The sequence below is a fragment of the Staphylococcus caprae genome (assembly GCF_003966625.1).
Taxonomy (GTDB): Bacteria; Bacillota; Bacilli; order Staphylococcales; family Staphylococcaceae; genus Staphylococcus; species Staphylococcus caprae.
On the sequence record NZ_AP018587.1, the window covers coordinates 678,523 to 696,952 of the forward strand.

The 18,430-nt window shown below is 32.9% G+C and carries 18 protein-coding genes; 11 read left to right on the forward strand and 7 right to left on the reverse strand.

From position 1 onward, the window contains the following. Nucleotides 1-19: 19 nt before the first annotated feature. On the forward strand, nucleotides 20-1,234 hold the full coding sequence (locus tag JMUB898_RS03030; RefSeq protein WP_002443959.1) for a putative multidrug effflux MFS transporter TcaB: 1,215 nt from the start codon (nucleotides 20-22) through the stop codon (nucleotides 1,232-1,234). Nucleotides 1,235-1,317: 83 nt separating this feature from the next. On the opposite strand, the gene JMUB898_RS03035 is transcribed toward JMUB898_RS03030, so the two are convergent. Beyond that, nucleotides 1,318-1,869 (reverse strand): TetR/AcrR family transcriptional regulator, encoded by a 552-nt coding sequence (locus JMUB898_RS03035; RefSeq protein ID WP_002443957.1) that lies wholly within the window; start codon nucleotides 1,867-1,869, stop codon nucleotides 1,318-1,320. Nucleotides 1,870-2,009: 140 nt separating this feature from the next. Here JMUB898_RS03035 and JMUB898_RS03040 point away from each other — a divergent pair, with 140 nt between their 5' ends. Further along, entirely contained in the window at nucleotides 2,010-2,657 is a 648-nt protein-coding gene (locus JMUB898_RS03040) for an HlyD family secretion protein (protein ID WP_002443955.1), read from the forward strand. Nucleotides 2,658-2,669: 12 nt separating this feature from the next. Beyond that, entirely contained in the window at nucleotides 2,670-4,724 is a 2,055-nt protein-coding gene (locus JMUB898_RS03045; RefSeq protein ID WP_002443953.1) for a DHA2 family efflux MFS transporter permease subunit, read from the forward strand. 330 nt (nucleotides 4,725-5,054) lie between these two features. Here JMUB898_RS03045 and JMUB898_RS03050 read toward each other — a convergent pair whose 3' ends face one another. Continuing rightward, entirely contained in the window at nucleotides 5,055-5,636 is a 582-nt protein-coding gene (locus JMUB898_RS03050) for a hypothetical protein (RefSeq protein ID WP_241159061.1), read from the reverse strand. Nucleotides 5,637-5,914: 278 nt separating this feature from the next. On the opposite strand from JMUB898_RS03050, the gene JMUB898_RS03055 reads away from it, so the two are divergent. Then, nucleotides 5,915-6,814: an alpha/beta hydrolase fold domain-containing protein gene (locus tag JMUB898_RS03055; RefSeq protein ID WP_002443950.1), complete on the forward strand. Its 900-nt coding sequence runs from the start codon at nucleotides 5,915-5,917 to the stop codon at nucleotides 6,812-6,814. Between the two features lie 49 nt (nucleotides 6,815-6,863). Here the strand turns inward: JMUB898_RS03055 and JMUB898_RS03060 are convergent, their stop codons facing one another. Together JMUB898_RS03060 and JMUB898_RS03065 are read right to left on the reverse strand one after the other, a co-directional pair. Beyond that, on the reverse strand, nucleotides 6,864-7,256 hold the full coding sequence (locus JMUB898_RS03060) for a hypothetical protein (RefSeq protein ID WP_002443947.1): 393 nt from the start codon (nucleotides 7,254-7,256) through the stop codon (nucleotides 6,864-6,866). Nucleotides 7,257-7,258: 2 nt separating this feature from the next. Continuing rightward, a complete protein-coding gene (locus JMUB898_RS03065; protein ID WP_002443945.1) occupies nucleotides 7,259-7,735 on the reverse strand; it encodes a thioesterase family protein in 477 nt (158 codons plus the stop codon). A 110-nt stretch (nucleotides 7,736-7,845) separates the two neighbouring features. On the opposite strand from JMUB898_RS03065, the gene corA reads away from it, so the two are divergent. Then, nucleotides 7,846-8,793: a magnesium/cobalt transporter CorA gene (corA, locus tag JMUB898_RS03070; RefSeq protein WP_002443943.1), complete on the forward strand. Its 948-nt coding sequence runs from the start codon at nucleotides 7,846-7,848 to the stop codon at nucleotides 8,791-8,793. 46 nt (nucleotides 8,794-8,839) lie between these two features. After that, nucleotides 8,840-9,889 carry a type 2 isopentenyl-diphosphate Delta-isomerase gene (gene fni, locus JMUB898_RS03075; RefSeq protein ID WP_002443941.1) on the forward strand — a complete coding sequence of 350 codons (1,050 nt, stop codon included), beginning with the start codon at nucleotides 8,840-8,842 and terminating at the stop codon, nucleotides 9,887-9,889. 258 nt (nucleotides 9,890-10,147) lie between these two features. On the opposite strand, the gene gltS is transcribed toward fni, so the two are convergent. Then, the gene (gltS, locus tag JMUB898_RS03080) at nucleotides 10,148-11,356 is read right to left on the reverse strand and encodes a sodium/glutamate symporter (RefSeq protein WP_002443939.1); all 1,209 of its coding nucleotides are present in this window, start codon (nucleotides 11,354-11,356) and stop codon (nucleotides 10,148-10,150) included. A 348-nt stretch (nucleotides 11,357-11,704) separates the two neighbouring features. Then, a complete protein-coding gene (locus JMUB898_RS03085; RefSeq protein ID WP_126514780.1) occupies nucleotides 11,705-12,313 on the reverse strand; it encodes a DNA-3-methyladenine glycosylase in 609 nt (202 codons plus the stop codon). 204 nt (nucleotides 12,314-12,517) lie between these two features. On the opposite strand from JMUB898_RS03085, the gene JMUB898_RS03090 reads away from it, so the two are divergent. The 3 genes from JMUB898_RS03090 (at nucleotide 12,518) to JMUB898_RS12755 (ending at nucleotide 14,202) form a co-directional block, all read left to right on the forward strand. After that, nucleotides 12,518-13,117 (forward strand): DUF805 domain-containing protein, encoded by a 600-nt coding sequence (locus JMUB898_RS03090; protein ID WP_037541615.1) that lies wholly within the window; start codon nucleotides 12,518-12,520, stop codon nucleotides 13,115-13,117. A 130-nt stretch (nucleotides 13,118-13,247) separates the two neighbouring features. Then, entirely contained in the window at nucleotides 13,248-13,445 is a 198-nt protein-coding gene (locus JMUB898_RS03095; RefSeq protein WP_037541614.1) for a helix-turn-helix transcriptional regulator, read from the forward strand. Continuing rightward, a complete protein-coding gene (locus JMUB898_RS12755; RefSeq protein ID WP_002443932.1) occupies nucleotides 13,438-14,202 on the forward strand; it encodes a hypothetical protein in 765 nt (254 codons plus the stop codon). Before JMUB898_RS03095 ends, JMUB898_RS12755 begins: the two co-directional genes overlap by 8 nt. A 139-nt stretch (nucleotides 14,203-14,341) precedes the next feature. Here the strand turns inward: JMUB898_RS12755 and JMUB898_RS03105 are convergent, their stop codons facing one another. Then, complete coding sequence (locus tag JMUB898_RS03105; RefSeq protein ID WP_002443930.1) at nucleotides 14,342-15,961, reverse strand: ribulokinase; 1,620 nt, start codon at nucleotides 15,959-15,961, stop codon at nucleotides 14,342-14,344. A 182-nt stretch (nucleotides 15,962-16,143) separates the two neighbouring features. On the opposite strand from JMUB898_RS03105, the gene JMUB898_RS03110 reads away from it, so the two are divergent. Together JMUB898_RS03110 and JMUB898_RS03115 are read left to right on the forward strand one after the other, a co-directional pair. Further along, a complete protein-coding gene (locus JMUB898_RS03110) occupies nucleotides 16,144-17,043 on the forward strand; it encodes an ABC transporter ATP-binding protein (RefSeq protein ID WP_002443927.1) in 900 nt (299 codons plus the stop codon). Then, the gene (locus JMUB898_RS03115) at nucleotides 17,036-18,271 is read left to right on the forward strand and encodes an ABC transporter permease (protein ID WP_002443925.1); all 1,236 of its coding nucleotides are present in this window, start codon (nucleotides 17,036-17,038) and stop codon (nucleotides 18,269-18,271) included. Before JMUB898_RS03110 ends, JMUB898_RS03115 begins: the two co-directional genes overlap by 8 nt. Nucleotides 18,272-18,430 lie beyond the last annotated feature (159 nt).

Below are 18,430 nucleotides of genomic sequence, written 5' to 3' on the forward strand. Positions count from 1 at the left end.
ATAAAAAGGGGAGTTAATATTGGAAAATTCTCGCTCAACGTATCATAAATCTATACTATTTATTGTCATTTTAGGGGCACTCACTGCAATAGGACCCTTATCGATTGATATGTTTTTACCAGGTTTGCCTAATATTAAAAATGATTTTGATACAACAGCATCGAATGCACAATTAACGATTTCACTCTTTATGGTCGGTTTAGCATTCGGTAACTTATTTGCAGGTCCAATTTCAGACGCTTCAGGACGTAAGAAGCCACTCCTCATAGCAATGATAATATTTACGTTAGCGAGTTTAGGTATTATTTTCGTTACGAATATTTGGATTATGATTGCACTAAGACTGATTCAAGGATTAACAGGTGGCGCAGGAGCAGTGATATCAAGAGCCATTGCAAGTGATATGTATTCTGGCAATGATTTAACTAAATTTTTATCCTTACTAATGCTTGTAAATGGTGTTGCGCCTGTGATTGCGCCAGCACTCGGTGGGGTAATCTTAAGTTTTGCCACTTGGCGTATGGTTTTTATCATTTTGACTGTATTTGGATTACTCATGTTCGTAGGTACTTTATTTAAAGTTCCAGAATCACTTGAAAATGAACACCGCGCCAATAGCAATATTGGAACAATGTTTAAAAATTTCAAAGATTTATTTGCCACGCCACGATTTGTTCTACCTATGTTGATACAGGGCGTGTCATTTATATTATTATTTACTTATATTTCAGCATCTCCATTTATCGTACAGAAGATTTATGGTTTATCTCCATTCCAATTTAGCATCATGTTCGCGTTTATTGGCATAACATTGATTATCTCAAGTCAACTGACAGGTAAGTTAGTAGATTATATGGATAGTCAACAACTACTTAGAATTATGACGGCCATTCAAATTATAGGTGTGATACTTGTTTCGCTGATATTGATCAATCATTTGAATTTCTGGTTATTAGCCATCGGTTTTATTATACTCGTTGCACCTGTCACGGGTGTTGCCACACTAGGCTTCTCAATTGCGATGGATGAAAGTAAGAGTGGTAAAGGGAGTTCATCTAGTTTATTAGGATTATTTCAAACGCTCCTTGGTGGTTTAATGTCTCCTTTAGTTGGTATTAAAGGTGAAAATGATCCTACTCCGTATATCATGATTATCGTCATTACAGCGATTATATTAATCATTTTACAGTTAGTAAATATGAAAGTATTTAAAAAAGCTAAACCTAATCAATGATGTTGATTTCCTTCTTCAAAGTGCTTGTTAGAAAGTCGTACTTTGAAGAGGGGAATTTCATTTTAAGTTTAGCTTTTATTATTTTATCGTTGTAGTTTAATTGTATTTGCGAGTAAGACGCTAGCGACGTCTTCAGGTGATTCTTTGCAACCATGACGTAACCAATCAAAAAGTATGCCAGCTTGACCACCAACAGAATAAATCACAAACATACGCTTATTCTGAATGGTTGTTTCATATCTATCCATTACTTTTTCATAGCATCGCTTTGTCTCATTAATATAATCAAGCGCAATTTCCTTATTAGGATGAATAATGAGAGTTGCTTTATAAAATGCTTCCTTACGCTTAATATATCGCGCAACGAGTAAGAAAAATTTATATAATTTCTTTTGATCTTGCTTGATATTATGAAAATCTTTATAAAATGAATTCAATATAGCCTTATATTTATTTAAATGATAGTTTTGAATTTTCTCTAATAAATGATATTTATCTTGAAAATGATCATAAAATGTCGAACGATTTACACCACTATAAGCACATATCATTTTGATTGTGATTTCCTCAAAAGGGTATTCTTCAATCAATTCAATAAGGCTTTTTATTATTTTATATTTCGCACGTTGTTTCATTGTTTCACCTGATCAATCTGAATAATATTTTTATATAAAATGCTAACCAACACAATTGTGAAAAATGTTGGTGTTTTTTTTAGTGACACATCTCTATAATAGATAAAGTGAATTTTAAAAGCAAATAGGAGGATATATTCATGAAGAAAATGGTATTAGTGAATGTCATTACTATCATTGTTCTTGTAGTAATAGGTGTTCTAGGTTTCTGGTTCTGGAATAATGCAACAAGCTATGTAACTACAGACAATGCAAAAGTAGACGGAGATCAAATCAAAATCTCTAGCCCAGCTTCAGGAGAAATTAAATCTCTAGATGTGAAACAAGGAGATAAACTTGATAAAGGTGATAAAGTAGCTGAAGTTTCAGCTCAAGGCGAAGGTGGTCAATCTAAAGATATGAGCATCAAAATGCCTCAAAACGGTACAATCGTTAAAACTGACGGCATGGAAGGTTCAATGGCTCAAGCTGGTAACCCAATCGCTTACGCATATAATTTAGATGATTTATACATTACTGCAAACGTTGATGAAAAAGACATTTCTGATGTAGAAAAAGGAAACGATGTAGACATCGATATCGATGGTCAAAAAGCTTCTATTAAAGGTAAAGTAGAACAAGTTGGAAAAGCAACTGCAGCTAGTTTCTCATTAATGCCTTCATCTAACAGTGACGGTAACTACACTAAAGTGTCACAAGTCGTACCAGTTAAAATTTCTCTAGATTCTGAACCATCTAAAAATGTTGTTCCAGGTATGAACGCTGAAGTTAAAATCCATAAAAATTAAGGGGGTCATTTCATGACAACGACCTTCATTATTGTTTATATTGTTATAGCGCTCATACTTATTGGTCTAATTAACGTACTTTTTTCAAAATCAAGAAAAAAAGCTAAAGATCAAAAAGTGGAACAACGTTCGACTAAGGATTCTGAGAATCAAAGTTATCAATCTAAATTTAAAGCAAGTGATCTAGATAAACAATCTGAGTCTAACAATGCTTCAAGTCAAATCAGAAATCATTCTGATAATATCGAAGATGATAAAAGAAAACATCACTTCGAAACTACTAATGAGGGAGATCAAACATCTTCTAAAGCTACTAATGCAAATAGCAAATATGATGCATATCCTGGTTCTCTACGTCGCTCAGATCAACACGAAGATCAAGCGAATGATGAGAAACAAGATCATCAAAAAGATAATACTGAACAACCTAATGAAGAATCAGATGAAGTTTTAAATCCAATTGACCCTAACTCAGAAGAGGGTAGAGTCAATGAAAAGATTAAAAAACAAGAATCTAACTTCATTTTCGGTAAAGGTATTTCAAGAGGTAAAATTTTAGCAGCAATGTTATTTGGTATGTTCATTGCGATTTTGAACCAAACATTATTAAACGTTGCTTTGCCTAAAATTAATACGGAATTTAATATTTCTGCTTCAACTGGACAATGGTTGATGACAGGATTCATGTTAGTGAATGGTATTTTGATTCCAATCAGTGCATTCTTATTTAATAAATATTCTTATAGAAAATTATTTATTGTAGGTTTAGCATTATTTACAATTGGTTCACTTATCTGTGCGATTTCATTTAACTTCCCAATTATGATGGGTGGTCGTGTACTACAAGCGATTGGCGCAGGTATCTTAATGCCATTAGGTTCTAACGTTATTGTAACGATTTTCCCACCTGAAAAACGTGGTGTCGCAATGGGGACAATGGGTATCGCAATGATTCTAGCTCCAGCTATTGGACCTACTTTATCAGGTTATATCGTTCAAAATTATCATTGGAACATTATGTTCTATGGTATGTTCTTTATCGGATTAGTCGCAATTGTAATTGGTATGTTCTGGTTTAAACTTTACCAACGTACGACAAATCCAAAAGCTGATATTCCTGGTATTATATATAGTACAATCGGTTTCGGTGCTTTATTATACGGTTTCTCTGAAGCTGGTAATAAAGGTTGGGGTTCAACTGAAATCGTGACAATGTTTATTATTGGTACAATCTTCATTATCTTATTCGTTATTAGAGAGTTAAGAATGAAGGCACCAATGTTAAACCTTGAAGTATTAAAATATCCAACATATACACTTACAACAGTTATCAATATGATTGTTATGATGAGTTTATATGGTGGTATGATTTTACTTCCATTATATTTACAAAATTTAAGAGGTTTCTCAGCACTCGATTCAGGTTTACTTATGCTTCCTGGTGCTTTAGTTATGGGTGCTTTAGGACCTGTTGCAGGTAAGTTATTAGATACAATTGGTATTAAACCATTAGCCATCTTTGGGATTGGTATTATGACTTATGCAACTTGGGAACTAAGTAAATTAAACATGGACACACCTTATCTTCATATTATGGGTATCTATGTATTACGTTCATTTGGTATGGCATTTATCATGATGCCTATTATGACAGCAGGTATGAATGCATTACCTGGCCGTTTAATTTCTCATGGTAATGCTTTTGTTAATACGATGAGACAATTAGCTGGATCAATTGGTACAGCGATATTGGTGACTGTAATGACGACTCAACAAACTAATCATGTTGCAGCATTTGGCGATGAATTAGATAAAACAAATCCTGTCATTCAAGATCATATGCGTGAATTAGCACAACAATATGGTGGCGAATCAGGCGCATTAAAAGTGTTATTAGAACATATTAATAAACTTGCATCTGTAGAAGGTGTTAATGATGCATTTATCATTGCAACTGTGATTAGTGCCATTGCCTTAATCTTAAGCTTATTCTTACAAAGTAAGAAAAAAGCACAAGCATCTGCTGAAAAAGCAAATGCCGAAGATAAAGCAGCTCACCAAGAGTAAATATTAATTAAGAGATAAAAAATTGTGTTGTGGGGGCACGATTTTTGAAGAATCGGTAACGTTCCGTCGTTATCGATTCTTTTTTGGGAGCGGGACAGAAATATAATTTAGCAAAATTATTTTCGTTGTCCCGCCCCGGCAAGGATGGCTAGGATTGAGAGAAGCTTGATTCAAGTGCACTCTCAATTCAGACATCTACTGCCAATATGTTAAATGAGACTGATATATTTAATATTTTCTAGACTATTATGCATGCGCAAAAAGCGCAGGCGAACCATAATAAAAAGGCCTATCGATGACTCAACTAAGAGTGATTGATAGGCCTTCAATTTATCGTATACGAGCTAGACGGTTACGGAAGAATAAACTAATAAATAATAACGCAATACTACAAGCAAGTAGAATTAATCCATTATGAATTGCATCAGCTTCCGTAATCACTTGATCTGGTGAAACACTTAAATAATATTTCTTAAGAGACTCTGAAATATTTTGAGCAATTGTATGAATGATATAACTGAAATACATAGTAATAAAAAGCATTACCGCTAAAATAATGATATTAAAAATTTTTAATAATGTTCGATTAAGAATGATAGTAATCACAGTTATAAACATACTAATGAGACATAAAACAAAGAAAATATTAAAAACTAAAATAAGGTTATCTATTGAATGTTGTAGATCATTCATGTCACCTAAATTAATATCTAAATTTCCAATTTTAGTAACAGTATCTTGGAAATTTCGTATTTCATGAAAATTAATCTTTTGATTAGCGAAGACTATATTAAAAATAGGTTGTTTTAACATACTATATCCTGTAATAGCAGTTAAAACTAATACAATAATATGAATAACGATACTTACCCAAGAACGTTTTTTCTTTCCATATTTTTTACCGCGATGCATTTCTTGATTACGAAATTGTGAATTGAAATCACTTGGATTTTGATTTGCTTCAGTCACTATGATGCCTCCTTCAATCACATTTTTTCTATTTTTATCTTTTTAATATAATGTCTGTTATAATTGGCTTTATTCAAGTATCACTATCAGTAATAGACATCATTATTTAAAGATGCAATTGATATATGTATTATTATATCTTTTTTAAGAAAACGAATATACAGATTTAAGCAAATTGTTTTCTAAATTTAAAATTTGAAAAGGGGCAGGTTGGTCACGCTATGAAAAACTATTTAATGAATAGAGTCGTTAATAAATATATACTTCATAACAGATCTATTTTCTTTAACAGTGATGAAGAAGTAGAACAATTTTTAGAGAAAAGAAGAACTGAAAATAGTAAAAAGCATAAACAACCGTCTACATTAAATGTAAAATCTAATCTTGATAAATTATCTCTAGGAGATATGCAAGTGTTTAGATTTAATTTTAGACATGAAGCTAAACATAAAATCTTATATCTCCATGGTGGATATAACACATTGCAACCGTCACCGTTTCATTGGAGATTATTGGATAAATTGGCTCTCAATACATTAAACGAAGTCGTATTACCAATCTATCCAAAAGCGCCGGAATATCATCTTGAAGATACCTATCAAGCTATCAAAAAAGTATACGATGAATTAGTTTCTGAAGTAGGTAATGAGCATATTGTGATTATGGGAGATGGTTCTGGTGGAGGATTAGCGTTGCGTTTCGTTCAATCCTTGGTTGAAGAACAGCAACCTGTACCGAGTAAACTATTCTTAATATCACCTTTATTAGATGCCACATTATCAAATAAAGATATTACTGAAGAATTAGAAGACAAAGATATCTTAGTGAGTCGATTTGGGGTTAATGAGTTGATGAAAGCATGGTCTAATGGCTTGCCACTAACTGATAAGCGTGTTTCTCCATTGTATGGAGAACTAAAAGGTCTACCTCCTGTATATATGTATGGTGGTGGTAAGGAAATTGGAAATCCGGACATGAAGTTGTTTGCACATTTATTAGAAGACAATGGGCAGTACATTGATTTTAAAGAATATCCTAAAATGGTTCATGATTTCCCGATTTATCCTATTAGACAATCGCATAAAGTCATTAAACAAATTACAAAAGCAATACAACAATAAAACAGGACTTTGGAGGTGGTTCAAACTTCCAAAGTCCTTATTCATTATCCTATTCAATGATTGAATTGATATGAGTTACAACAAAGTTTTGGCCTTTTAAGTAATAAAATGAAGCGATGAATTCATCAAATTGATGTGGTATATCAGTAAAATTACTAAAAGTAAATTTCTTTTCTAGATTTTGATCTCTCACGTGCTTTTCATAATTATTATATTGAATGAGAAATTCTTCATCGATATGATTTTCCTCAATTAACGTTGAAATCTCATCAATCGCAAACTTTTGCCCTTGTAAGTAGCTCATATGAATTGCACGCTTGACTAGTTGAGACGCCGGTCCATTGATAACCAATTCTTTTTGATTATTTAATTCACTCAATTCAAATTTAACATCATCTTTTAAATCTATAAGTTCACTTTTAATGCGTTGACGTGTAGGCATATTTATTCTCCTTTTTTAGGGATACCAATTCGATGTCCCAGTTGTTTTGGCCATTCTATTTTTTCTTGCTCTGATTCATATGCTTTAATGAAATTCATATATTTCTCAGGAAATGCCGCAGAACGACGTTGCTTTGTATCAATGCCCATCATCATGACTTCATTTGTAGCTGCAACGGTACCATTTTCATGTAGCATTCTTAAAAAGAAATGCGTACGTTTATAATCATAATCATAAAGGTATAATTCAACTATGAATGTTTGACCTAATGACAATTCTGCTAAATACGTTGTATGTTCCTCAATAGTAAAAACGGTATATTGGCTTGCTTCTCTTTCTTCAAGAGATAAGCCATGACTATAGTTAAATTCATTAACCACTTCGCTAAATATCATATTGTAATACGCATCATGCATATGATTGTTATTATCAATTAAATCTTCGGTTACATTTCGAGTAACCTTGAATGTGTGAGACATCTCTTTTTCCTCCCCTTATACCTAACACTATCTTACTAGATAAAATTAACACATACACGTAATTAAATTCATGATAAAATGTAACAGAGATAACAAGAGGGGGAAGTAAAATGACCTTAACCGTAAGATATCAATCATTAACACAACCTCTTACGGAAGTAGCAAATGTTCGGGATGTTCCTAAAGATGCAACAATTGTTTGGTATGATTTTGAAAATGCTTCAGAACGTGAGAATGATTTTCTCAGAAATAACTTTAACTTCAACTATTTAGAAATAGATGATGCCATTACTGGTATACCTCGCGTGAAGTATAAAGAATATAAAGCATATCAGTATATGATATTCCATAGTATTATAGACTCAGATTATTCTCCAATTGCGCTTAACGTCTTTTTACAGGATAAAATTCTTGTAACGTATCATCATAAGCCCTTTAGATCATTGAAGAGAGTAGCTAAATATAATGCTGAAAATCATGACGCTGATTTGGACTGCGCAGATATAGTAATACATATACTGGATAGTATGGTGGATAAATACTTTGATTTCGTATATGGCATCGAGGATAAAGTTTATAATTTCGAAGCACGACATGTCGATGATCGGTATAGTAAAAGTGTAATGGAAAATGTCTTTCAATTACGTTCCGATTTGATTAAAATTAAGCGTGTCATGTTTCCGATGCAAGAAGTAGTTGATACGATTAAAAGTGAAGGCAATATCATTAAAGATGCTAAGCACTCAATGTATATTCAACATATCGATGATCATCTGATCAAACAACGAAGTGTCATTAGAACAGCGCAAGAGATGACAAATGAAATACGTGAAAACTATGAGTCATTTACTTCATTTAGAATGAATAGTATTATGCAAATTTTAACACTAGTATCAGTTATTTTCTCTCCGTTAACTTTTATAGCTGGTGTATACGGTATGAACTTTGATTACATGCCTGAATTAAAATGGCATTATGCTTATTTTGTTTGTCTAGGCGTCATGCTCGTGATAACAATTATTTTAATAATCTTTTTCAAAAGGAAAAAATGGTTCTAAAAGAGGAACAATCATATTATGAACTTTAACAAAGGATGGTATTTCAATGAGTGATTCACTGAGAGAACAAAGAAAAAATGAACATGTAGAAATTGCAATGTCACAAACTGATGCACCACAATCTGATTTCGATAAATTGAGATTCGTTCATCATTCAATACCTAATATTGATGTCAATCAGGTCGATTTAACGAGTCATACATCTCATTTCGATATGCAATTTCCAGTTTATATTAATGCGATGACTGGAGGCAGTGAGTGGACGAAACAAATTAATGAAAAATTAGCTATTGTAGCCAGAGAAACAGGTTTAGCAATGGCAGTAGGCTCTACCCATGCCGCTTTAAGAAATCCTAAAATGGCTGAATCATTCAGTATTGCAAGACAAATCAATCCTGAGGGAATGATATTTAGTAATGTTGGCGCAGATGTACCTGTAGAGAAGGCTGTCCAAGCAGTTGATTTACTTGAAGCTCAAGCGTTACAAGTTCATGTAAACTCTCCTCAAGAATTAGTTATGCCAGAAGGTAATCGTGAGTTTTCAACATGGATGGACAATCTTGAATCCATTGTGAAACGTGTGAATGTACCGGTTATTGTTAAAGAAGTTGGCTTCGGAATGAGTAAAGAGACCTTTAAATCATTAGTTGAAATCGGTGTTCAATATGTAGATGTAAGTGGTCGTGGTGGTACAAACTTTATTGATATTGAAAATGAACGTCGCACAAACAAAGATATGAATTATTTAACACAATGGGGACAATCAACAGTAGAATCTTTACTTGAAAGTACAGATTATCAGGATAAGTTGAATGTCTTTGCAAGTGGAGGCTTGCGAACACCATTAGACGCCGTGAAAAGCTTAGCTTTAGGTGCTAAAGCAGTTGGTATGTCGAGACCATTCTTAAATCAAGTGGAGCAAACAGGAATTACGAATACAATTGAATATGTAGAATCATTCTTAGACCATATGAAGAAAATTATGACGATGTTAGATGCAAAAGATATTGAAGCATTGAGACATAAGGATATCGTATTTAGTCCGGAATTAATTTCATGGATTGAGCAACGTAGTCTAGATATTCATAGAGGATGATAAATAAAAAGGGAGCGGGACAGAAATATAATTTAACAAAATTAATTTCGTTTTCCCTCTCCCAACCTGCATTGTTTGCAGAATTTCTTTTTAAGAAATTCTCTATGTTGGGGCCCCGCCGGCAAGGATGGCTAGGATTGAGAGAAGCTTGATGAAAGCGCGCTTTCAATCCAGACATCTACTGCCAATATGTTAAAAGAGACTGAGATATTTAATATGTCCCAGTCTCTTTTCTAATAATTGATGTAAATATTGTATCTAACTAAAGAACTGTATGAAGCCCATCACAATGATAACGCCAATTAAATCGATTAAGAAAGCACCTACGATCGGTACAACTAAGTATGCTTTTGGTGAGCTACCATACTTTTTAGTTATAACATCTAAATTAGCCATTGCGTTTGGTGTGGCACCTAAACCATGACCAATGAATCCGCCTACCATTACTGCGGCATCATAGTCTTTACCAAGACCTCTAAATAAAACAAAAATAGAGAATAAGACCATAAATACCACTTGTATCAGAACGATAATCAGAAGTGGAATCGCAAGTGAGTATATTTCAGTTAGTTGAATACTCATCAAAGCTAATGATAGGAAGATACCTAGGGAGATATCCCCGATTTGATCATTAATTTTTAAGTCTACAATATTCCATCCAGAGAGTTCTGACACATTTCGAATAATTACAGCTACAAACATGGAACCTACATACATTGGAATATTTACACCTGTTAAATCAGTAAAAGTATTTCCAATATAAGTACCTAATGCCATACAAAATACTAAGATTGTAAACTGTATGAAAAAGATTTGCGTAGGTTTGAATTTATTATGTAGCGTTTTGTTATATTCAACTTCGCCATAATTTTTAAATGACTCATCACGATGTTCAGGTTTTAGGTTATAACGTTTAATTAAAAATTTGACGACGGGTCCACCGATTAGACCACCAAATACAAGTCCTAATGTAGCGGCAGCGAGTGCTGCAGTGACGGCTGAGTCAATACCCATATCTTGAATTGTTTTACCATATGCAGCAGCGTTACCGTGACCACCTTCCATTGACATTGATCCAGCAGTTAAACCTAATAGTGGTTGAATATTTAAAACTTTGGCTAATGAAATACCTATAATATTTTGACAAAAGGCCATAATTCCACAGAACATGAAATAAAGTAACATGACCTTTCCGCCAATTTTAAATAACTTAAATGATGCACCTAAACCAATTGTTGTGAAAAATGCTAACATAAAGAAATCCTGAATAAATGATGCATCAAGTTTGATTTTAATAATATGTAAAGAATCGAGTATGGCTACGAGAATTGAAAAAAGTAATCCGCCAATCACTGGCGCAGGTATACAAATTCTCTTTAATATCGATACATGATTAACAATTGATTGTCCGATTAAATATAGAACACATGCTAAACACAAGGTTGTGATTGCATCTAACTCTATCATAAAATGCCCCCTTAGAAGTAGTCCCAAAACCTATGTTTAATACTTAATCTATATAATTATGTAAGCGTTATAAAAATGGCCATGTTAACCATTATACACGCGTATTTAAAATAAATCTAGATATTCAATTAATATTAATTATATATATCTAAAATTCTGAAAATATTAATTTAAATTATATTCCGAGTTAACAATAAATTAATATATAGTAGACATGATATTCAAAACGATTCAGGAGATATCGATATTAAATAATAAATAAGCGAGGAAGCTCTGTACTGAACCCCAAAAGTTGGACTAAAAAATCTAACTTTAAGGGGTGTATATCATGAGCGCCTCGCTTTACTTTTATTTCCATGTGTCATCAGGATTTTGAAAGTCAGATTTACGCATGCGTGATACATATGGATTGCCTTTAACAGTATAACGAAGTGGTTTGTGTGTCCATTCTCCTTTATTAGGAATACCAATTCTTCCACTTTCTACTATTTCTTTAGGATATTTTCTATTATTAATATCGATGGAAAGGCGACAATCATTAAGTGTTGAACCATCTATAGCTCTAGGAATATTCAATGCTTTTGTCCATTTTCCTGGGCCGTTCGTTATTTCATAACCTGTTTTACCACGATTCATTTTCATCGCTTCTATACCATCTTCTGGTTCAATGGCACGAATTAATACGCCTTCTGGAACGCCTTGTGTACGTGTGACAAAATTGATGAGTAAGTGGGTATGCATCACATGTGCGTATATCGTTCCTCCCGTTTTATAAAGAGACGTTACTTTAGGCGTCTGTTTACCACCGTAACCATGTGCGGCTCTGTCATTGAAACCTAAATAAGCCTCAGTTTCCACGATGTAGCCAGAGTAGTATTGATTGTCATCTTGATATATGATTTTAACGCCTAATAAATCTTTAGCAGTTTGTGTTGTTGCTTTATTGATAAAGTCCACAATCATCTCACCTTAAAATATAATAAGAATACTTTATAGAAAATTTGAATTGAGAATTAAAATTTAAAATATACATTTTTATTAAAGAAATGTTTTGATATACTCAATATACAAGTTTCTACTATAGTTTACTCTTTTTTAATTTATCAAAGAGTAGAAGATTTTAAAACAGTTTTACATGACACAGAAAAAGGAGAATGAATGATGCGAGATAAAGTAAGTTTTGGGCGAGCACTTAAATTATTTTGGAGTAATTATGTTAACTTTAAAGGTCGCTCAAGACGAAGCGAATATTGGTATGCAACGTTATGGAATTTAATATTTGTAATTCCAGGATTAATTGGTCTATTTATAGGTTTTATGTTTGCGATGATAGGATCGGCAAGTCACGATGAAGCCGCTTTAACTATTGGTGGATCTTTACTCATTTTAGGTTACTTATACTGCATTATCTTTGCCTTAGCCACTTTAATACCTAACTTGGCTATTTTAGTTAGAAGATTTCATGACTTATCATTTTCAATGTGGTTACCAATTAGTGGTGTAATAGTAATATTTATTGTCAATGTTACTGCTAACATTATTTCACTTAATGACAAATGGTCAGACAATGGTTTTGTTTTACTCTTATTATATATATTACTTGCAATCCAATGGATATATTCAGTTATTCTTTTAGTCATGGTTTGTCTTAACGGTAAGAAAGAAACAAATAAGTATGGACCTAGTCCTAAATTCACTGAATACGCAACTAATTATGAAGGTAAAAACCATAATCCAGTTGATAAAGCTAAAACTAATTAATTGGCTTTTCACTAGCGGTCTCTCAAAGAGGCCGCTTTTTTAAAATAAAAGTGTCATATATATTTGACTTCTGCCTATTTGTTTGATTATGATAAAAGTACTTAATCATTGTGAAAGAAGGGCTACTGATTTGAATAAAGTGAAACAATTTAGAGCACATCAGAAAATATCTCAACTTTCTCTAGCCCGAGCTGTTGGTGTTTCTAGACAAACAATTAATATGATAGAAAATGACAAATATAATCCATCTTTAAAATTATGCATTAATATCGCGAAAAAACTAAATGTGACATTAAATGATTTATTTTGGGAGGATGACCATGATTAGTCGGTTATTTAAAGTAACAGATGAGCATCAATTACAAAGATTGAATCGTTTATTTGCTAAATTTGGGGCGCTCATTTTTATTTTTTTGATAGCTATGTTTTATTTTGAGGTCATGTTTGATGTTGAACGCGCGTATTTATCTCCATATTTAATAGGCACCATTTTATGTATCGTTGTCTTAGTTAGTATGTTAGTGACCAATGGATATAGTGATACTAATAAAGAAATATATGTTAGAAATGACAACGAAAAAAAGATGCTTAATAAAATGAGCTTTATAAAAAGAGCGATCTTTTTAATTCTAGCATTTGCATATCTATACCTGATTCCCAATATCATCATTCCTATTTTAATAGGTAACAAGATGTTTGGTTTCCAACCCTCGTCGCTTATCATATTTATCCCATTAATTGTCTTTATTTTCACTGGAGATAAGAGAATTAAAGTATCAGATAAACCAACTGCTCCAGTTAAGGAAAAGATTAATCACACGGAGCCATTGCTCCATCTTATACCTCAATACCATTTTAGTGACGAATATGAACGAATGAGGATAGAAATGGAGTACGCAAAGAACTTCGTATGGTTGGTTATCTCGCTTAGTCTTATTTCTATTATAGATATTGTCATTGAAATAGTGATGAATCATACACCTTATGCATCAATAGTTACACTTATTTTCAATGCCATTTTAATCATTATCGCTACTTTAAAAGTCATTTCAATAAAAAAGAATAATATAAGTCAAAAGGCTTAATTCATCAAAGTAAAGCTTAATAGTCATATAAAAATCTCTAAGAGGTTGGGACGACGAAATTAATTTTTCTAAATTGTATTTCTGTCTCACTCTCTTAGAGATATTTTTTTGAAATCTACATTCCAATCTGACGATTCAATTATTCATGTATGTAGGATAGTTCTGGATTTTCATGACCTAAAATATCATGTAGTTTTCGATATTTATCGAACAGTTTGTCATATGCTTTGACTTTATCAGGTTCCGGTTCTTTGATGTAGTAAATAGGCTGTTTCATATGTTCTACGGTTTCTTTTAATGATGGATATGCACCGCCAACATTGGCGCCCAGCATTGCTGCACCGAGTGCGGTAGCATTAGATGATTCAAGTACTACTACTTTCTTGTTTAACACATTTGCGTAAATATCCACTAATAATTGACTTTTCTTTGGAATACCACCTGAGGCATAAACCGTATGAACTGGAATTTCATTGTCTTCAAATTGTTTCATGATCATCTTAGTACCGTACGCTGTCGATTCTAAATACGCACGGTGAATCATCTCGAAAGGTGTTTGCAATGTTAAGCCAAAGACGCTACCTGAAAGATGGCTGTCACTTAATATGCTACGGTTACCATTATGCCAATCGAGTACTATGACATGTTGTTCTTCTACATCGATGTCGCTTGCGAGCTCCTCTAAAAATTCAAGTATTGAAACTTCCTTTTCCAAAGCTTGGTCAACGATATGTTTCGGAGCTAACTGCTCAGAATAACTAAATAAATCTCCGACAGCAGCTTGACCTGCTTCATATGCATATAAACCTGGGATGACTGCATCTTTCACAGAACCAGTAATCGCAGGGATAGGTTTTTGTTTAGGGTCTAGCATTAAATGACAGGTACTTGTGCCGATAACAGCTGTAAATTCACCTTGTTCAATAGCCCCTGCACCTAGTACACCTGAATGGGCATCAATCATATATGGAGAGATTTGCACTTTCTCAGGCAAATTCCATAATTGTTGATAATATACTGCTAAATTTCCTGCGCTTTCACCTATATGTACGACCGGTGCTTCACATTTTTCCTTAACGATAGTAGGCAAAGTTGTATCTACAGCTTCAAAGAAGTCATAGTTAAACCCGTTCACTTCATCCCAAAAACCTTTGAACCCAATACCACAATTGGAACGAATATTTTTATTTGTAAGCAAGCTTGTAATGTAGTCACCAGCTTCCATGATATAACTCGTGCGTTCAAGTAATTCAGGTGCTTCATGTTTCATTTCTAATATTTTTGGAATCATCCATTCACTATTGACGCTTGAACCGTAATAATCGAGCCATTGATTAGATGTTTTATCACTGGCTTCAACCATTTGTGTCGCTTCATCTTGAGCGCCATGATGTTTCCATAATTTAACATAGGCGTGTGGATTGTTTTTAAAACGATCTTGTCGATGTAATGGTTCAAAATTTTCATCTAAAAAGACAATCGTACAACTTGTGAAATCGACACCAATGCCTAATACATCATTTTTGTTCACTTTGCTCTCTTCTAATACATATTTAACGCCATTTTCTAAAACATGAAGATAATCGTCAGCATTTTGTAAGAAATAGTTACGAGGGAGTGCTTCGCCATTCAATGTTTCGGCAATTGTACCGTGTTCATAAGTTTCTTCATAGCTTGAGATCATCTCACCATTGGATGTATCCACAAGAATCACTCGACCTGAAGCTGTACCATAATCAATGCCAATACTGTAGCTCATTTGTCTAACCCCTTTAAATTTGAAAAGTATGTATTGCTACGAAACTTATAGATAATGATAGGGCTTACAAAAAAGTTTGTAAAGTTTATTAAGTTTCAAAATTTACATATAAGAATTAATTGAATAATGTTATATTAAAAAAGAATTTAAACCAAAAAATCATATTGATAGGAGTATAAAATATGAGTTTGATAATTGATCATGTCACCAAGAAATTTGGAGATTTCACTGCAGTTAATGATATTTCTTTGAAACTTGAAAAAGGAAAAATGTTAGGGTTTCTAGGGAGAAATGGTGCAGGTAAAACAACTACATTTAGAATGATACTCGGGTTGAGTGAGACGACAGAAGGTACCATTACATATGAAGGTAAAAAAATAGGTAAACACATGTATAATTCGATTGGTTATCTTCCCGAAGAACGAGGCTTACATCCTAAAATGACAGTCGAAGAAGAATTAACGTATCTTGCGACGTTAAAAGGCTTATCTAGTAAGGAAATTAGACAACGTATTGATTATTGGTTAGAGCGTTTTGCGATTACGGAAAATAGAAAAAAGCGGATTCAGTCACTCTCAAAGGGAAATCAACAGAAAATCCAATTACTTGCGAGTATGCTTCATAATCCTGAACTACTCATTTTAGATGAGCCATTCAGTGGTTTGGATCCAGTTAACGTAGAGCTATTAAAACGTGCGGTAAAAGATTTAAATGATAAAGGTTCTACCATCATATATAGTTCACATCGTATGGAACATGTGGAGGAACTCTGTGATGACGTTTGTATCATTGATAAGGGTGAGTTAGTTGTTTCTGGAGACATTCAACATGTTCGCTCTGAACATGGTAATAAGCGTGTGATTATTGAAGCCGATCATCACATTGATGGCTTAGATGAGATTGCCGGTATTTTAAATATTGAGCAACATAAACGTGATATTCGAATAACAATTGAAAATGAAGATATCGCTAAAGATATTTATAAGAAAGTGATTGAACAAGGATTTGTAAGACGTTTTCAAGTTTTAGAACCTTCACTTAATGACATTTTTATAGATAAAGTAGGTGAAACACATGAATAAATTTTGGTCGACCTTTAAACTCACGTATATCAGTAAAATTAAATCAAAAGCATTTATCATTTTTATGTCTATCATTGTCATACTGATGATTGCACTTTCAAATATAGATAAAATTATAGATTTATTTGACAATGGCCCAGATAAAGTTGGCGTTGTGACGCAAAATGAACAAATTTATAAAGTATTAAAACAACAAAGTCACGCACTCGATGATGACGCTACTTTTAAAAAAGTCAGTGAAAAAGATGCACATAAGTTAGTAAAAAATGAAAAATTAAAGAAAGCCTATATCGTGAAACAAGATAAGCATCATCAATTATCAGGAACGATATTGAGTAAAGACAACGTAGAGGCTGAGGACGAGCAAAAATTGACTGAGGTACTTACTTCTATCCAATCTCAATTGGTCGCTTCGAATCTCAATTTAAGCCAAAAAGAATTGAAACAATTACAAGCAAGAAGTCATGTAGACAGTAAAGTCATCTCTAATAAAGAGGATAGTCAATTAAATTCAGGGGAACAAACTTTAAATTACATATTAGTTTATGCGACGTTAATGCTTATCTTCTTTATTGTATTTAATTACGCTGGACAAGTTGCGATGGAAATTGCTACGGAAAAGACTTCTCGCGTCATTGAGATGATAATTACAAGTGTGTCACCAGTGATTCATATTTTAGCTAAAATTGCAGGCGTTATTGCTGTGGCATTCACTCAAGTTATTATGATTATTATCATGGCATTACTTTGTGTCTATGCATTTGATTTAAAAAGTTTATTTAAAGAATTTGACATTCAAATGAATCATCTTGCATGGCAAATTATCATTGTAAGCATACTTTGCCTTATTGTTGGTATCTTAAGCTATGTATTACTTGCAGCTATTCTTGGCTCATTAGCAACGAGAATTGAAGATATGAATCAAACGCTTATGCCGTTAACTTTATTAGCTATGATCGCATTTTATATTGCAATATTTAGCATCATGAAGCCGGATATGCTGCTTACTAAGATTACAAGTTTTATCCCATTCCTAGCACCGTTTGAGTTATTAGTACGTTCTCAATCCTCAGATTTAGAAATTTGGGAAATCGCTGTGAGTATGGGGATTTCAATCATTGTAGTCGCACTATTATTATGGATTGCTGTTAAAACGTATAAAGATTCTGTGCTTACTTTTGAAAAGGGATTATTCAAATCAATTCAACGTCTTGTGAAAAAGAATTAATCAAACTAAGTCAAGCAGTTTTATTTTTATGTTCTAAACCTATGGAATATTAAAAGAAAAAGTGTAACAATATGTATGTGAAAATACCGTCGTTAAATTAAAGATAGATTTATAGAATCTAACATTGATACAATGTTACTTATCATATCAATCTAAATT

Excerpts from the sequence above, each read along its gene's own strand:
- JMUB898_RS03045 (WP_002443953.1), top strand. The coding sequence starts at position 2,670 with ATGACAACGACCTTCATTATTGTTTATATTGTTATAGCGCTCATACTT.
- corA (WP_002443943.1), top strand. The coding sequence starts at position 7,846 with ATGACCTTAACCGTAAGATATCAATCATTAACACAACCTCTTACGGAA.
- JMUB898_RS03110 (WP_002443927.1), top strand. The coding sequence starts at position 16,144 with ATGAGTTTGATAATTGATCATGTCACCAAGAAATTTGGAGATTTCACT.
- JMUB898_RS12755 (WP_002443932.1), top strand. The coding sequence starts at position 13,438 with ATGATTAGTCGGTTATTTAAAGTAACAGATGAGCATCAATTACAAAGA.
- gltS (WP_002443939.1), bottom strand. The coding sequence starts at position 11,356 with ATGATAGAGTTAGATGCAATCACAACCTTGTGTTTAGCATGTGTTCTA.
- JMUB898_RS03055 (WP_002443950.1), top strand. The coding sequence starts at position 5,915 with ATGAAAAACTATTTAATGAATAGAGTCGTTAATAAATATATACTTCAT.
- JMUB898_RS03105 (WP_002443930.1), bottom strand. The coding sequence starts at position 15,961 with ATGAGCTACAGTATTGGCATTGATTATGGTACAGCTTCAGGTCGAGTG.
- JMUB898_RS03060 (WP_002443947.1), bottom strand. The coding sequence starts at position 7,256 with ATGCCTACACGTCAACGCATTAAAAGTGAACTTATAGATTTAAAAGAT.
- JMUB898_RS03040 (WP_002443955.1), top strand. The coding sequence starts at position 2,010 with ATGAAGAAAATGGTATTAGTGAATGTCATTACTATCATTGTTCTTGTA.
- JMUB898_RS03065 (WP_002443945.1), bottom strand. The coding sequence starts at position 7,735 with ATGTCTCACACATTCAAGGTTACTCGAAATGTAACCGAAGATTTAATT.
- JMUB898_RS03050 (WP_241159061.1), bottom strand. The coding sequence starts at position 5,636 with ATGCATCGCGGTAAAAAATATGGAAAGAAAAAACGTTCTTGGGTAAGT.
- fni (WP_002443941.1), top strand. The coding sequence starts at position 8,840 with ATGAGTGATTCACTGAGAGAACAAAGAAAAAATGAACATGTAGAAATT.
- JMUB898_RS03090 (WP_037541615.1), top strand. The coding sequence starts at position 12,518 with ATGCGAGATAAAGTAAGTTTTGGGCGAGCACTTAAATTATTTTGGAGT.
- JMUB898_RS03035 (WP_002443957.1), bottom strand. The coding sequence starts at position 1,869 with ATGAAACAACGTGCGAAATATAAAATAATAAAAAGCCTTATTGAATTG.
- JMUB898_RS03115 (WP_002443925.1), top strand. The coding sequence starts at position 17,036 with ATGAATAAATTTTGGTCGACCTTTAAACTCACGTATATCAGTAAAATT.